Source organism: Vulcanisaeta distributa JCM 11217 (assembly GCF_001316005.1).
Classification (GTDB): domain Archaea; phylum Thermoproteota; class Thermoprotei; order Thermoproteales; family Thermocladiaceae; genus Vulcanisaeta; species Vulcanisaeta distributa_B.
In genome coordinates this window covers 98,606-112,681 of record NZ_BBBJ01000006.1, presented here as the reverse complement: position 1 = coordinate 112,681, position 14,076 = coordinate 98,606, and the positions used below count along the sequence as shown (strand labels likewise).

At 48.5% G+C, this 14,076-nt stretch carries 20 protein-coding genes and 2 pseudogenes; 5 read left to right on the top strand and 17 right to left on the bottom strand.

Translation table 11 applies throughout. The features are described from left to right. Window positions 1-390 precede the first annotated feature (390 nt). The 6 genes from JCM11217_RS07695 to JCM11217_RS07670 all read right to left on the bottom strand — a co-directional run bounded on the left by JCM11217_RS07695 (window position 391) and on the right by JCM11217_RS07670 (window position 4,977). The gene (locus JCM11217_RS07695) at window positions 391-876 is read right to left on the bottom strand and encodes a hypothetical protein (protein ID WP_054842562.1); all 486 of its coding nucleotides are present in this window, start codon (window positions 874-876) and stop codon (window positions 391-393) included. Further along, window positions 851-3,322: a bifunctional DNA primase/polymerase gene (locus tag JCM11217_RS07690; protein ID WP_054842561.1), complete on the bottom strand. Its 2,472-nt coding sequence runs from the start codon at window positions 3,320-3,322 to the stop codon at window positions 851-853. The genes JCM11217_RS07695 and JCM11217_RS07690 overlap by 26 nt, the downstream gene beginning before the upstream one ends. 83 nt (window positions 3,323-3,405) lie before the next feature. Further along, complete coding sequence (locus tag JCM11217_RS07685) at window positions 3,406-3,771, bottom strand: hypothetical protein (protein WP_054842560.1); 366 nt, start codon at window positions 3,769-3,771, stop codon at window positions 3,406-3,408. Continuing rightward, window positions 3,768-4,211: a hypothetical protein gene (locus tag JCM11217_RS07680; RefSeq protein ID WP_054842559.1), complete on the bottom strand. Its 444-nt coding sequence runs from the start codon at window positions 4,209-4,211 to the stop codon at window positions 3,768-3,770. Before JCM11217_RS07680 ends, JCM11217_RS07685 begins: the two co-directional genes overlap by 4 nt. An 80-nt stretch (window positions 4,212-4,291) precedes the next feature. After that, complete coding sequence (locus JCM11217_RS07675) at window positions 4,292-4,654, bottom strand: hypothetical protein (RefSeq protein WP_054842558.1); 363 nt, start codon at window positions 4,652-4,654, stop codon at window positions 4,292-4,294. After that, window positions 4,651-4,977 carry a hypothetical protein gene (locus JCM11217_RS07670; RefSeq protein WP_243678745.1) on the bottom strand — a complete coding sequence of 109 codons (327 nt, stop codon included), beginning with the start codon at window positions 4,975-4,977 and terminating at the stop codon, window positions 4,651-4,653. The genes JCM11217_RS07675 and JCM11217_RS07670 overlap by 4 nt, the downstream gene beginning before the upstream one ends. A gap of 144 nt (window positions 4,978-5,121) precedes the next feature. Between JCM11217_RS07670 and JCM11217_RS15190 the strand changes: the two genes are divergently transcribed. Both JCM11217_RS15190 and JCM11217_RS07665 read left to right on the top strand, forming a co-directional pair. Beyond that, window positions 5,122-5,298 (top strand): hypothetical protein, encoded by a 177-nt coding sequence (locus JCM11217_RS15190; protein ID WP_243678744.1) that lies wholly within the window; start codon window positions 5,122-5,124, stop codon window positions 5,296-5,298. A gap of 352 nt (window positions 5,299-5,650) precedes the next feature. After that, window positions 5,651-5,885: pseudogene (locus JCM11217_RS07665) on the top strand (small nuclear ribonucleoprotein (Sm)). On the opposite strand, the pseudogene JCM11217_RS15185 reads toward JCM11217_RS07665, so the two are convergent. The 5 genes and pseudogenes from JCM11217_RS15185 to JCM11217_RS15165 form a co-directional block, all read right to left on the bottom strand. Then, window positions 5,880-7,011, bottom strand: a pseudogene (locus tag JCM11217_RS15185) (hypothetical protein). The pseudogenes JCM11217_RS07665 and JCM11217_RS15185 sit on opposite strands and share 6 nt — an antisense overlap. 41 nt (window positions 7,012-7,052) lie before the next feature. Next, window positions 7,053-7,298 (bottom strand): hypothetical protein, encoded by a 246-nt coding sequence (locus JCM11217_RS15180; protein WP_243678743.1) that lies wholly within the window; start codon window positions 7,296-7,298, stop codon window positions 7,053-7,055. A 127-nt stretch (window positions 7,299-7,425) separates the two neighbouring features. Then, on the bottom strand, window positions 7,426-8,124 hold the full coding sequence (locus JCM11217_RS15175) for a hypothetical protein (RefSeq protein ID WP_243678742.1): 699 nt from the start codon (window positions 8,122-8,124) through the stop codon (window positions 7,426-7,428). Then, window positions 8,096-8,521 carry a hypothetical protein gene (locus JCM11217_RS15170; RefSeq protein WP_243678741.1) on the bottom strand — a complete coding sequence of 142 codons (426 nt, stop codon included), beginning with the start codon at window positions 8,519-8,521 and terminating at the stop codon, window positions 8,096-8,098. Before JCM11217_RS15170 ends, JCM11217_RS15175 begins: the two co-directional genes overlap by 29 nt. Window positions 8,522-8,680: 159 nt before the next feature. Next, on the bottom strand, window positions 8,681-8,827 hold the full coding sequence (locus JCM11217_RS15165; protein ID WP_243678740.1) for a hypothetical protein: 147 nt from the start codon (window positions 8,825-8,827) through the stop codon (window positions 8,681-8,683). Between the two features lie 327 nt (window positions 8,828-9,154). Between JCM11217_RS15165 and JCM11217_RS07655 the strand changes: the two genes are divergently transcribed. Continuing rightward, the gene (locus JCM11217_RS07655; RefSeq protein ID WP_054842556.1) at window positions 9,155-9,391 is read left to right on the top strand and encodes a hypothetical protein; all 237 of its coding nucleotides are present in this window, start codon (window positions 9,155-9,157) and stop codon (window positions 9,389-9,391) included. A gap of 47 nt (window positions 9,392-9,438) precedes the next feature. Here JCM11217_RS07655 and JCM11217_RS15160 read toward each other — a convergent pair whose 3' ends face one another. From JCM11217_RS15160 to JCM11217_RS07640, 5 genes are all read right to left on the bottom strand, one after another. Beyond that, window positions 9,439-9,594: a hypothetical protein gene (locus JCM11217_RS15160; protein WP_243678739.1), complete on the bottom strand. Its 156-nt coding sequence runs from the start codon at window positions 9,592-9,594 to the stop codon at window positions 9,439-9,441. Beyond that, a complete protein-coding gene (locus JCM11217_RS07650; protein WP_054842555.1) occupies window positions 9,570-9,938 on the bottom strand; it encodes a hypothetical protein in 369 nt (122 codons plus the stop codon). Before JCM11217_RS07650 ends, JCM11217_RS15160 begins: the two co-directional genes overlap by 25 nt. A 30-nt stretch (window positions 9,939-9,968) precedes the next feature. Then, entirely contained in the window at window positions 9,969-10,166 is a 198-nt protein-coding gene (locus JCM11217_RS15155; protein WP_243678738.1) for a DUF6036 family nucleotidyltransferase, read from the bottom strand. Next, window positions 10,150-10,374, bottom strand: coding sequence for a hypothetical protein (locus JCM11217_RS15150; RefSeq protein ID WP_243678737.1), 225 nt, complete (start codon window positions 10,372-10,374; stop codon window positions 10,150-10,152). The genes JCM11217_RS15155 and JCM11217_RS15150 overlap by 17 nt, the downstream gene beginning before the upstream one ends. A 250-nt stretch (window positions 10,375-10,624) precedes the next feature. Then, window positions 10,625-10,897, bottom strand: a complete 273-nt coding sequence (locus JCM11217_RS07640) for a PaaI family thioesterase (protein WP_243678736.1) — start codon at window positions 10,895-10,897, stop codon at window positions 10,625-10,627. A 64-nt stretch (window positions 10,898-10,961) separates the two neighbouring features. Here JCM11217_RS07640 and JCM11217_RS15145 point away from each other — a divergent pair, with 64 nt between their 5' ends. Both JCM11217_RS15145 and JCM11217_RS15140 read left to right on the top strand, forming a co-directional pair. Further along, window positions 10,962-11,543, top strand: a complete 582-nt coding sequence (locus tag JCM11217_RS15145) for a hypothetical protein (protein ID WP_243678735.1) — start codon at window positions 10,962-10,964, stop codon at window positions 11,541-11,543. Between the two features lie 61 nt (window positions 11,544-11,604). Then, complete coding sequence (locus JCM11217_RS15140; protein ID WP_243678734.1) at window positions 11,605-12,495, top strand: hypothetical protein; 891 nt, start codon at window positions 11,605-11,607, stop codon at window positions 12,493-12,495. A gap of 411 nt (window positions 12,496-12,906) precedes the next feature. On the opposite strand, the gene JCM11217_RS07630 is transcribed toward JCM11217_RS15140, so the two are convergent. Continuing rightward, entirely contained in the window at window positions 12,907-14,070 is a 1,164-nt protein-coding gene (locus tag JCM11217_RS07630; RefSeq protein ID WP_243678733.1) for an ATP-binding protein, read from the bottom strand. Between the last annotated feature and the right edge of the window lie 6 nt (window positions 14,071-14,076).

Sequence of the window (14,076 nt, the reverse complement as noted above, 5' to 3'; positions counted from 1 at the left end):
ACACTCGGCATTAATTATTATGTGAAAAGTACACGGGGGGGCTCACGGTATTCACGTGAGACTCCGTGGCTTAAACTTTGCCAAGTGTACTACGGGATTCTACTTTTCTGCTGATTCTACTGAACTCTGCACTAACCCCCCCTATACTTCTGTCTCTACGTGGGGGGGTTATTAGAGGCTGAAAGTGAGGGGGGGTTGAATTGTGCGTGAATCGTGCATACGTAATTAACTAGTTACTAGAGTAAGTGAGAAACTTGGTAGAACCGGTAGAAAGGTAGAAAGTCGTGCTTTATTTTATTTAAATCAAATGATTTCTTTACTTTATTTAAGAGCTCTCTTTCTGCTTCTCACTCTCTTTCGTGGACTCCTCGGTTGCTTCGTAGAAGATTCTTATGAATTCGTCCAGGTCAAGGACGTAGTACCTAGTGCCTTTGTATGGCGTGCCCTCCTTGCCCAACCACTTGCGCCTTCCTCCTGCACTACGCCTAAGGCGTATGGCTTAACGTAGACCTTGACCTTACCCTCCTGCAAAGCCCTGGCTATTGAGTTAGGCACCTTGGGGGGGCTCTTGACAAAATCCTCATTCGGCCCAACACCAAGCAGCTTAAGCACCCTGTCCTGTATCTCAATCACCTCATTCGAGTACTTGGCATTATGAAGCTCGATGCCACTCGATAGATTGTTTAGCAATGCATCAACCACGTCCATCCACGTCCTTATCTGAATGCCAAGGCCCCTGGCGAATTCATATGCTGCATCCCTAAACTCCTCCTCATCACTCCTCAATAACTGGGGGGGCTTCTCACCCTCGTACTCCTGAAGCACAAAGTCCAGGGCCTTTATGTAATCCTCAATGACTTTGCCCAGCCCCCTCATCACCCATTGCGTATTCCCTGCCTAGCGCCAGGAGTAGCTTCTTCGAGAGCTCGTAAATATCCCTGGACTTAATGAGCTCATCCCTGTACTTAGGCCACACCCTGTTTATTGCCCCCCCGTATATCGGCTTGACCCTACTCGCTAGGTCGATCAACTCATCGGTGCTAGCGTTCAGTGGCTCGTGTTCCCAATTAATCGTTACGACACGCCTGGCAAAGGCGAATTCAGTGGCACGGGCTTGAACCTTCCTCAGGAATTTGCTGAATTGCACATTTGTGAAGACTATGATGCCCCCCCTATTACTCCTGAAGAATGCGCCGATTCCAGGGCCGTACCTAGCGGCGTGGACGCCGATAATGCCGAAGCCAATCGTTGCCTCAATAATGAACTCCTCATTGCTAGTTAGCTCCTTCTCGGTCTGCTCATCTAGTATTAGAGGCAGCCTGTTTAGGCTAATTAGATTGCGGAATTGCTGGTAAGTCCTCACGCTACCCTTAAGTACTACGAAGTACATCTCGTTGAACTCATCCGTGATGCCCAGGAGTGGCATCATGATGTACTCCACGAGTGATGTCTTACCCTCACCACCACGGCCATAGTTCCAAATCAATGAGTCTATGAACGTCCTATTGAACTTCCTAACGTACGGGCTGACAATCTTCCCGAGGACAAAGGCGACGTTGGCCAGGGCACGCCACTTATTATTGCCTGGGTAGTGGCTCATTATGAAGTCGTGAATCACGGCTAACGACTCAATGCCGTAGTCATTGAGGTCAAGGGGGGGCTTTAGCCTGGACTTATCAAGCCCGAGCAATTCAGCCAGCCTGAGGGTTGGGTCTATGACGCCATCCTCAGTAATGCCAGGGGGGGTTAGGTAGCCCTCCTCCTTAATCATCATCTTCTCGATTGCCTGCTGAACCTCATTACTCAGCCTCTCGATTATGTAGCCAGAATTCCTTAATTCATTAACTAGGTTATTAACATCATCAACTATGTGAATCCTGCCACGCTTATCAACGAAGACTATGTAGGCGTTACCCGTGAACTTCTCGTTGAACCACACAATGGTCTTCGGCAGTGTGCAAAGAATCTCCTCCACGTCGAAGTCCTCATTGTGCGTAACCTTCTTCACCTCGATGTGGTCATCATTCTCGATTCCGCAAATGCTGACCTTACAGTCGACTCTCACATTCCCGTCGTACCTCACGATTCTCTTCAGACACGCCGTGAATGAGGCACCCTCACACGCCAGCGGCCTCCTAACACCCGAGCTAATGCCCAGGGCATTCAATAACTCACCTATGAATGCCTCGGCCTTTGCAATGGCCTCCTCCTCACTCAAGCCCCCCCTTGACTTGAAAAGCTCGATTAAATGCTCGTAAAACTTTGGCTTACCCCCCCACCTGCGCTTATCCTCGTCAGAACCACCTGCCCTGCCATAAACCCAGTCCAGAATGTAGTAGTCCTTCTTGACGTTTTCATCTGGGTACTGCTGCTGGGCCCATGTGGTGAGCATGTCAACGAATTTCCTGGCCGATTCATAGCTGACGCACCTCCACCAAAGCATGCCGAGGATGCCGAAGAGCATGTGGTCTCTGAAATTGGGTACATAGACGTCCTTGAACATTTGCACAGCCTGAGCAATCCTGTCCTCTGGAATAATCACCTCCTCACGGCACCTCCTAGTGCCGAGGCCACCAGTTTGCTGAGTAACCTCCTGCTGCTTCGACTCCTTTCCATAGCCCAGGGCGTTTAGGAGCGTCCTCCACTCATCGCAAGTCAACTCACTCGGTGGCACGACCAAGCCATTTACAATCGCTGGATTACTCCACTCGTAGTTAATGCCGCTTGGGTGAAGGCTAGGTGGAATGAGTTCATAACCCCCCCTGAGCCTGAGCTCGATGTCTCCACCCATCAACTTCTTAGTTCCCTCGCTAAGACCAACGCAGTTGCCTGGAACTAAAACAGCGTAAGCCAAGCCACGCCTAGCCTCAGGCAGCTTGAATGAGTGTGGCTCATTACCCATTTCATGCGTGCACACCTCACCATCGCATTTAATGCCGTGCTTATCCCTGTCAATTGGGCACCTCGGACCAGTGAGCCACTTCCACGAGCCCTCAATCTTATTCGCCAGCTCCTGCGGCAGTCTCTGCTTAACATCATCCCAAGTCCATGGGTTATCCACGTCAATAATCACGAGCCTCTTATCGGGGGGGAACCACGGGTTGATGTTGCCAAGCAGTGCAATGCCCTTAGCCCTCCTCAATGCCTTCTTCACGTACTCGTTTATGAAGTCCTCAGTCATGTGCTCGTCATAGTACTTGGCGTATTCCTCAATACCGATTGGCATCTTTGACTCATTAACGAAGATGACGTTATACCCAGCATGAACCAGTAACCTAGCCGTCTCCTCAATGCTGAGGCCAATTGCCCTAACGGCCGTCATGCCCAATCACCTCGATTATTTTGGTCAATTCCCTCACGAATTCGCCCTGGCTCATCGACTTGGCCATTGTCATAAGTTTCGAGTCAGGCGTGACCACCACCCTCCTTAATTAGTTCATTCAGTTTCTCAACAAACTCCTCGGCAGTCATTGAACGAGCCATGGCCATCAATGGTGAATTGAACGAGATAACCCATATTCGGGAGGTCCTTGCCCTCGTGAAATTGAAAGGCTCGATCAACTCCAGCTTTTCAAGATTACCCAACAGTCTCGCTGCCGGCCTGACGTATTTGAATGGGCTATCGTAGCCCATTTTTGCGGTAACTCGAGCGATCTTGCCTGGGTAAACAACAACGTTCCCTTTAGCCTCGCGCAGCAGTATGTATAGACCTAGTATGACCTTATTGTTTCTTGAACGGGAAACTCTAAAAAGCAGTACTGGCTCCTTCATTGTGGATCACCCTCTGGGTCTCTCTCACTGGGGGCCCTTGCACTAGGACGCTGGTTTTCCTTCACGGCAATGGGTATTATTGTGATTATCACCGTCGAGCCGTGAATGAAGAAATTCGAGAGTCTAACAGGAATCCTGATCACATAGGCATTGAACTTGTTCCTCAACGTGCCTTGAAAGGTAATACCTGTCCCCATCTCCCTAACGAGCACCATCATCCTATCGACATAACCAACCTTCCTCAATTTCTCCGCCTCTCCCCTGGTTATCGAGAAGGCCAGGGAACGTTGATTCTTTATAACGTGAGCGTAGACAACCGTCGGCAGCCCAACTGATACATTTAAAAAGTTCTGTATAAACTGCGGAGTGAGTGATGTTAAATATCCCCGTGGGTGGGCCTTGACTGAGTTTGAGTGCTGACCCCCCCCATACCGGGTCACTGAATTTTGTCTTGACCGGTTCTTAAGACTATCGTTCAAAAATTAATAATGTTTGACCCCCCCCTCGTGGGGGGGGTTCATCACCGTGAAACAGTTTTCCCCCCAACTGTTTCACGGTCTAACTCCGGTTTTTCTTGATTCGTGGTAAGAAGTTCAGTGTTTATTGCGTTGGCTGTGTTTTTTGTTTCATGTTGCTCGTGGATGACGAGTACGTCTGCAACCGACAGTAGTTTCTCCTGTATTGTCTCCTGGATTATCACCTGGGTCGACACTTGGCTCGTTAAACTTTCGGAGGTTCCGCGATCGTTTAGCCTCCTTAACGTTTCATCTATGCATACGTCGAGTTCAATTTCCCAGTCTCCGTAGTTCCTTGTGATGTTGATGCAGTTATTACTAATTTTATTATAGGAATTAATTGGTTTTATTGCGTCCTTGAGGCTCATGCCTTGATCACCCTCATCAAGCCTTGTGCGATCTTTTTGATCTCGCTTTCACCCAGGATCTTGCCCAGCTCCTCAACAGTGACCTCAACCTCGTAGTAGATGGCTGGGTACCTCGAGCCGTACACAAACATCGCCCTCTGCCTGCCATTACGCTCTGCGTACTCACTCAACTTCCTAAACATCTCATAGTCAAACCAGTAATCAGCCCTGCATATCCTCACCCACCTGCTGCCGACTTTAGCCAGGATGTTTACGTTCCCACGGAAAGCCCTAATCCTGAGCTTCGGGACTTGGATTTGCCCCCCCTGGGGGCTCCTTCTCAAGCCCCCCCAGGGAAGCCCTGTTCTGGTTTTGCCCCCCCTGCATACCGATTATTCAGTGCACTGCCAGTTTATAAGCTTTTTGCTGATTATGCACTGATGGCAAACGAAACAGTTAAAAACCCCAGAACCGCACTATTCACTGGTATGCAAATAACATTCCTCGCAGAGGTCAGGGGGGGTAGGGTATCAACGAGCCGTGGCAAGAGATACACGACTTACTACATATCGCTCCCAAAATCCCTCGGCATCGACCTCGAGAAGCTCGAAGGCAAGAAGATCAAGGTGACACTTGAAATACCTGATGAACTCCTCAAGCCGTGACCAATCACGCTTGCCTCATTTCTCGCTCAAAATCACCCAACTCCTCATTGTTCCTGGGTGTTTTGCATCACTCGTTCGTGGTTTTGCGGTTACGTTTTTGCTCGGTTAATCAGTTACGTGATTAAGACCTGTGGAGCCCGTGAACCCGGGTTCAAATCCCGGCCCCCCCGGCCCCATTAGAGTATTGATTCCTAGTCCGTAATCGTAAGCGTTTACGTGCCTTATTTACTTCATTCATGTGAAGGTTTTGGTTTAGTTTCTTCTTGTGTATATCGGTATTTTATTGTATGGCCTTTCCGTGGGTGTTTTGTGGAGATTAACCTTTAAAATATGGTTTGGGTTTTAAAACTCGATGCCTCGCTGTATGGAGATTGTTAATGAGGAGTTGCAGAAGAGTTTGAATAAGGTGATTCTGGTGAAGCTTAGGAATGGTACCGAGATTAGGGGGTGTCCTCGTTGGTTATGATCAGCACCTTAACCTGCTGCTTACGAATACGGAGGAGATTAATCCGAAGGGTGGTGTTAAGAGTGGCTTGATGATTATTAGGGGTGACACGGTGCTATTCATTAGCCCGGCCACGTCATGACTTGATGAGTATCGTCTTTATCTCGAAGGGCTTGAAGCATAGGCTGCCTAAATTTGCATTGCCGTAATTATTTAGCTCGAGGAGGTCCGTCTCGATGCCCTCACCCCCCCTGATGAGGCCCTTGATCTCGGTGCACGCATTCACCCCCCCGTAGGTCTCGTAAAGCCTCAGGGCAATTCCCGAGTCCTCACCCCCCCACTTAAGGGCTTCGAGCATTATTGCTGGGTTCGTAATTTCGAGGAATGAGGAGTCGCCGCCTGCCGTATCCTCAACAACGATTAGCGGTTGATTGAATTCATAGGCCCTCCTGGGCACTTGAGCAGTCCTCCAATCACTTGGGTGTGGGTATATGGCGTAGGTGAACTTGTTATGGCCGTAGTCCAGGAATGGGTTTGGGTAAATGGGCGACCTGAGCAGTGTTATTGCCACGGTATTCTCCTCCACCGAGTAGCCCTGCCTACCATCATTGAGTATGGCAATGCCGTAATCCGGGTCCCAAACATCGACCCAGCGCAGGGCAGGTACCTCGAACTTAGCCACCTCCCAGGTATTGCTGGGCCTCGTTGGCCTATTAATCACTCCATAGGGTATCTCAAAGGATGCGTTTTGCCCGAATATGCCAGTCTATAAACGCCTTGAGCAGTGTTAACCTCTCCCTCCAATCAACCTCATTCTCCACATCAACACGCCTACTGAAGGCGCTCAAGCAAATCCTCTGCCTAATACTCGACTCCCTAAACACATAATTAACCTCAATGCATCCCCTCAATGGCCCACTCTCCACGATGTTGAAGCCCGTAGGTTCCAACCTCCTACAAACCCTCCTATAGTAGGCATCTATGTCCCAACCATCCCACTTACTGGGCATGTCCTCACAGGCCATTAGGTATCCGTCCTCAACGGCCCACCTACCAGCCTCCTTGTCGTAGATCCTCAATGAACCATCGAAGACAACCCTAACCACGGAATTCTCAACAAAATTACTACCAACAGTAACATCGCCTGAGGAACCCCCCGCGCCTTTCTCAAAGGACCTCCAACCAAGTGCGGGGGGGACCTCAATTAGTGCTAGGTAACCATTGTTAACTCTCTGTGTTGGTACACCGCTCAGTTCCTCCTTAACCATTACCAACTCCCTTCGAGCCCAGGGTAGTGGGTTTACTATTGTTACGAAGTGGCCCGTGCAAGGGCCTTCCTTAGCACACTCATTAACTCCTCACCGGCCCTTCTCAGGTCATCCTCAAGTTCGTTAATTACCTCCTCATAGACTGCCTTAGTCGATGTGGCCCCCATTGGGTCGTGGTACTCAGCCTCGAGTAGTGGGTACCAAAGCTCCTCATAACTCCTCCTGACGCCGGCGATTACGCTGAAGGTCTCCAGTTCCCTAAGCCTATTCTCAAGGGCCCTAACCAACTGCTTGAGCCTTATGCCGTTAGTGTAGACCCCCCCCTGTGAATCTCAAGGTACAGCTCACCCCCCCTCCACCTCGGTAATGAGTTGTCCTTAACAACCTCATTAACTAAATCCCTTAGATTGCCCATTACGAGCCTTGCATGCCGGGTAAGTCCCTATACACCTGTACCTCTCGAGCATTAACCACGTTGGTCCCCCCACCACCATCGCCCTTACCGAAGGGTAGGAAGGCAGGTAATTCGGGGGGGCTTGTGTGGTCTGACCAAGCCCTGGCTATTTGCCTAGGCGTTAGGTCAGCGCCGTAGGTTGCGTAGTTAATTGTGGGTATCACCGAGCCATCAATACCCTCCCACAGGAACACTGAGTATGGAAACCTATTAACCGTGTTCCAATACATCTTATGCTCAAAGAACACCCTAATCCCCGCCTTCCTGAGTATTTGCGGTAATGAAGCAGGGAATCCAAAGGTGTCGGGCAACCAACCAATCTCTGTCGTAAACCCAAACTCCCTGAGGAGGAACCTCTGCCCATAGAGGAACTGCCTAACCAAAGACTCACCACCAGGCAGATTAGCATCACTCTCAACCCACATACCGCCCACGGGCACTATCCTACCAGCCCTAACGGCCTCCCTAACCCTAGCCCACAAATCCCTATCCTCACTAAGCCACCTCAAGTAAGCCATGTTTGACACCAGAAACGTAAGCTCTGGGTAGGACTGGAGCAGTGATAGGACATTGATGATCGTCCTCCTAACCTTTTCCCTAGTCACGTCCCTACTCCACAGCCAACCAAGATCAATGTGCGCATGGCCCGCCACATACACAACGCCCCCTATGGCCCCTCCTAACCCTCAACTCCTCAATACCCTCCTCAAGGACCCTCAAACCCTCCTTAGCAGCCCTACCAAGCTCGTTGAAGTCCGGCGGCCTCAGGTGCGTCAATTCCTTAACATCGTAATAATTAAATAATGCCCTAACGAAGCCGGGAGGCTCAACAATATGCGCTCTAACCGCAAACTCCAATTGCCAATTGGCCACGGAGTCCAGGGGGGGAACCACGTCAAGGGCCTCATTAAGCACCTTAAGGTAGTCGGTTCTTAAGTCCTCGAAGGCCTCAGCAACATCAAGCAGCAACTTAGCCCTCAGTACAAAGTTGAACAGTGAAGGCTCCCTATAAACAACGTACATTCCGTTGAAGCTCACCCTACGCTCACCAAACATCCTAACAGGGGGGGACAAAATAAGCGACAGGGAGTGCCTACCTGGGGGGGACGCCCTAACCCACCTACTCTCACCCTCATCACCGTAGTTAAAAACCGCGAATTGAAGATCATCAACCTCAGGGTACCCTCACCAACAACATCCACGAAAAACCAAGGCTCACCAAAATCCCCTAACCACGACAGAACCACAGAGAGCACCACCACAAGCCTCAAGATTCACAGCATCAACACCCATCACGGAAGCAGATTCAAGATAAAACAACTTAGTCCTAACACCACCAACATCCCTCAAATTAAAACCCATAAACACCAACAATAAACAACAAACGCCAATATAAAAACAACGCACAAACCACGAAAACAAACCATAAAAAGAATTTAGAGATTTATTCCCTGAATCGTTCCGTGGCAAATTTTGCCATGGCTTGACTTATTGAAAAATAGTATGATATGCCGAATTAGCGAAGGAAAATAGTTGTTGTAATGTTTTGTGGTTGTGGTTTGCGATGTTTAGTATTTATTTGGTTGTATAATTGCTATATTTTTGTTATATTATGAAGTTTTTATTTATATAATAGGTATTAGTTATGGTGAAAGTAATTTATAAGCCTGGTTGAGTATTTGTTTGCTGATGAGTGGGTTGTTGGTTTGTCCGAGGTGTGGTAGGCCTGTTAGGTCTGTGCATTCGTTTAGGTCTAATGGTAGGGTTTATTTCAGGTTTTATCATGGTGATGGTTCTCGTTGTTATGTGGGTCCTGCTGAGTATGTGTATGCGACTAGGACTCAGTGGAGGACCTTGACTATCTATGGTGCTGTGGTTCCTGATAGGGAGGAGGAGTACATAAGGGGGGCGCTGTTGAGGCCTTGAGGGAGATGAGGGGGGGTGGTTCTGACTCGTGATTGACGGCCACGGCATTACCCATTAAAATTAATTCTCCTCATGGTTGATTTTTGCGGTGGTTTAATCCTGCCGTTTGAGTACTTCTCAACGAGCTTGAGGTCTCTCACGTGCTCCCTAAAACGCATTATGTGCCTGGCAGCATCGATTACCGAGCCACGCCCAACCCACACTTCTCACCCTCACTCTCAACCTCCTCATTGAAGACCTTCAATTCGCCAAGCGCCACCCTAAGTGGTCTGTAGACCCAACCAACCGTGGCCCAGCGCCTCCCGCGCCAAATCACTAGGCCGAGTCCCCCCCTGAGCCCGTTAATCACGGCCTCGATGTCTGGGCACGCGACCTCGAGGTAGCTCGGGTGGTAGGGAATCAACAACTTGCTTCCGGCGTGAATGGCTAAGGCAGTCCAGCCAGTGAAGGAGCAGCCATAAACACCCAATGCCCTGGCGACCTCAATGGGCATCCTGACATTATCAACCACAACGCAACCCTCATTAAACGTGAACTCCCTAACCATCAATCCTCAATCCAATCCTCCTGGCAATCCCTAATAAATCCTTATCAACGCCGGCATCGCGCGAACGCGAAGTAGGTAGGGTAGGTCAAGGTTAGGTAGCCTGAGCAGTCTCTTGACGTCCTCCACGTCCTTATCCTCACCACTCATTAACTTAAGGATTATTAAATCCTCAATCGATGGAACGAGGACATCCCCCCCAAAAGCCCTAGACCTACATGAACTCCTCATCCAGCGTCAAAGGCATGTAATTAATGTCGATATGAACAGCACCGGCATCGACATAGAAACCCCCCCACCTACGCCACTGCACGGAGAACCCCCCCAAACCCCCCCTCAACTCCCTAGTTACCACATCCCTAACCTCAATACTGAATGGTTTATCAATGGTTAAACCCCCCCAATCACTCGTCTCCCTACTAATGCCATAAAAAGCCAAGGCCCTAGCACCAATAAGGAAAACCTAAAACCAAGCCCCCCCCTAAGCACCGAAACCACCAACGAAACCTCCCGAGGAACCTCCACAAAAAGTAAACAAGGCAAGAACAACTTAAAAGCAATATCAATCCACAATACCATGAGCACCACACAATGAATTACGAAAAACAACTTCCAACAAATCGAGCCATGGCAAAATTTTGCCACGGAACAACCTAAGGAAGAATTTTTCGAAAAGCTTCCAATATAATTCACGCCTTACTTCTTAATTCATTTATTACGTCGTTCAGTGTCTTGTCCGTTGGTGTTACCCAGTAGGTCATTGTTGATGCTCCTATTAGTTCGTTGTCTTTGTTCCTTAGTTCCGCTGTTATTAGTGCCATTGGTTCCTTGATGTGCGTTATCCTCGCCACCGCCCTAAGTACTCCCTCAGTTATTGGCTTCAGGTACTTCACTGTTAGGTCTGTGGTTACTGCGATTACGTACCTCGGGTAGTAATGGCTTATTACGGCTACCCAGGCCATTGCGTCGACCAACGCCGTGTAGTGCCTTAATAGCCCTACTGTGTATTAACTATATTGATGTTTAATGGCTTCAATACCAAGGATTTGCTGGGGGGGTAAGAAAGTGAAGGGTGAGAAGAGACTGATATGTGATGAGGAGGTCGATGATCCGAGAATTATTGAGAAGGTTGATGAGTTAATCAACGTGTTCTTAGACCGAGTCGAGAGACATAAAGCCGTGCTGCTGAGTGGGTCAAACACTTCTTTCGATGAGGTCATCAACGCGCTAGACAATTGGCTATCGGTAATTGAGGAGCGAATTAGTGAGAGTGGTGATGACGAGAATATCAAGTTGAGGAAGACAATGAACAAGGTAGGTGGTAAGTTGCTCGAGTTGGCTAGGCAAGCAAGGGAGAAGTGGCTTAGGACTTATCAGGGAGAGCTCATGGAGTTGCTCAGTAGGTTGAGGGATGATGAGGCGACGGTCATAATACGTGGTGAGCCGTTTGACGAAAATAAGAGCTTTGCAGCGTACCTATACACGGATCACTTGGCAATCAATGTAAGGAGGGTTGCTAAGTCGGGAGACATAACAATGAACATAACACTGACTGGCTTGATGGTGTGGATGTGGTTACGCCGAAACTATTTGATGATAACGTCCTAAGGGCGATGCAGTATGGATGGTTACTAACCGATGGCTCAGTTGATGATGAGGCTATCCAAGGATGGTCACTAACCACCTTTGGCAAGCCATTGCTTGGGCATTAACGTGGCCTGGGGGGGAGAGCCACGTGCGCATAAATGGCTTAAGTATCAATGATGGTGATGTAAAGGTTAAGTGGCATTTAAGGGCCACTGACCATAAGGGTGTAATCAAGAGTAAGGCTAAAGTCGTCAAGGAAGTAGTTGATCTAAGCGATGATAAATTCCTAACATTTCTACTCTCTGCAGTTCTCGGTGATGGTAGTATTGATGCCAAGGAAAAGAGGGTTTGGCTTACAATTGGTAACTCGAAGTATGAACTATGGAAAGGCATTGTTGATAGGATGAGGAGTCTCAGCTTTAAGGAGCGTAATAGGAATCACTTAAAAGTAATCAAAACTCGCCCTTCAAGGGCCGTTGATCTTGCCCGGAAGTGGCTTAGCAATCAGTTGATAAAGTCCTTAATTGAGGACCTCAGCCTATTGCCAGATGCGGACAAATTAAAGAACCTAATAACGTTAGCCGGCATGAGGGTCAAGCCGTTAGGTAGGTTGATGATTGAGATAATTGATGGCATTTGGATGAATGTAAACGTGAGTGGCAGCGGCTGTGTTGTGTTGAGAGTTGTGCGTAAGAATCGTGAGGATGCGACGGCGATTCTAGAGAAATTAAAGAATGCAGGCTATGACGCAGAGTTGAGGACATGGAATAATGGATACTGCGTCTACATAAGTTATGATAAATTAATGAATTACCCAGAACGTATTAAGACGGCACTCATCAAAAAGGTCTGTGAGATATTAAGGAAAATGCTTGATGAGGCACTTAACGAGAAAAACAAAAAGAGGACCCGAGCAGTAACCAAGGCAATGGCAAACCTAAGATGTCAAGGCACGCCCAACATCAGTGCGTAACCTCGCCCAAGGACCCACAGGCCCAAAATAATTATACAAAACCCACGTAAAAACCCGTGGCTTAATCATTATTATTTATTGCCCAACTAAATTAAAATTGATTCATCTATCATCACCCACAATCATAATCCTCAACCCTTACACTTATCTCACCATCCCTAGAGATTCGAGCGAGTTTACGCTATGAACTCCTCCGTGCACCGTGCCCAGTACCTGTAGGTGTTTCCTGCCCACCTCCACAAGGCCTATGGCGCAGTCCCTACTCACATCCTCAACCCTAATCCCTATTAATTCCCAGTAGGGCTTAACTCCTCAATGACCTTCATAGCCCTCAACAACTCATTATTACTTTCCCCCCCACACCTTAACTCCTGCATTGCCTATTGGCGTTACGACCATGGGCTTTAAGCATTAGCCCATGAGTAACCACCTCCAGAGTGGCGTTACCTTAACCCTGATTCCCTCGATCTCGACCTCATCCTCCAAGTCCCAACTAATTACCCTAGCCACCCCCCCACGCCCAAGCACCTCATTAGCCTTAACTAAGGCCCTGAACTCTCTCTTATCGATTTCATCCATTGCCGAGGCGTAGGTGACTTGGATATACTCCCTGGGCTCTTGATTAATTACGAAATCAACCTCGTAATCATTTATCCTCAGGTAGTTATAACCAAGACCCCTCCTCATTAATTCCACGGCGACCACGCTCTCCATCATCGGCCCAATGGATCTTCTCCTGAAGTACGCCGTATCTATTGGGTATACCTTCCTCGGCTGTTGAATGACCTCTCTACTTGAAAACCCAAACCTTCGAACAAGTATTACGTAGTAAGACTCCTCCAGGTACTTGAGATAATTACTGAGCGTTCTCTTACTCTTACTAATACCTAGGCTCTTAAAGTAGTTGTCTAATTTCGTCACTGAGACATAACCGCCAAAGTTATTCTCAACAATCTCTAGGAAGGTCTCGAAGAATGCCGCATCCCTAATTTTATACCTCTCGATTATGTCTCTATAAATAATTGTCTGCCTATATGTCCTGACTAAGTCACTGGCCATTTCCGGCTTGAGCACCACCTCGGGTAAGGAACCATTGAGTACGTAATCCCTCAGATAATTAAGTAATTTACCGTGTCTCTCGGGCACCTCCAGGAACTCCTGCTCAAAGCCCCCCCTAACCCTTAGGAACTCCCTGAAGGAGAATGGCAGCACTAACCTATCGATATAGCGACCCCTCAACTCCGTAGCCACATCACTAGCCCTCACCTTTGATGATGAACCGCTGAGTACCACGAAGTACCTACCCCCCCTGTCAAGTAGGGTCCTCACCCAGCGACCCCACTCTGGTAGGCTTTGAACCTCATCAAGCATTAGCAATATCCTGCCATTGTACTCACGTGCCTCCTCATTAATGACCTTAAGAAACACACTGAAGTCCGTCGGCTTAAGAACGCTTAACCTAACATCCTCAAAATTAATATAGACAATGCTTGACCTAGGCCAACCCTTACTCATTAAGTCCTGGGCAATCCAATACATGAAGTACGTCTTACCAGCCCTACGGGGACCAACCAACGCGAG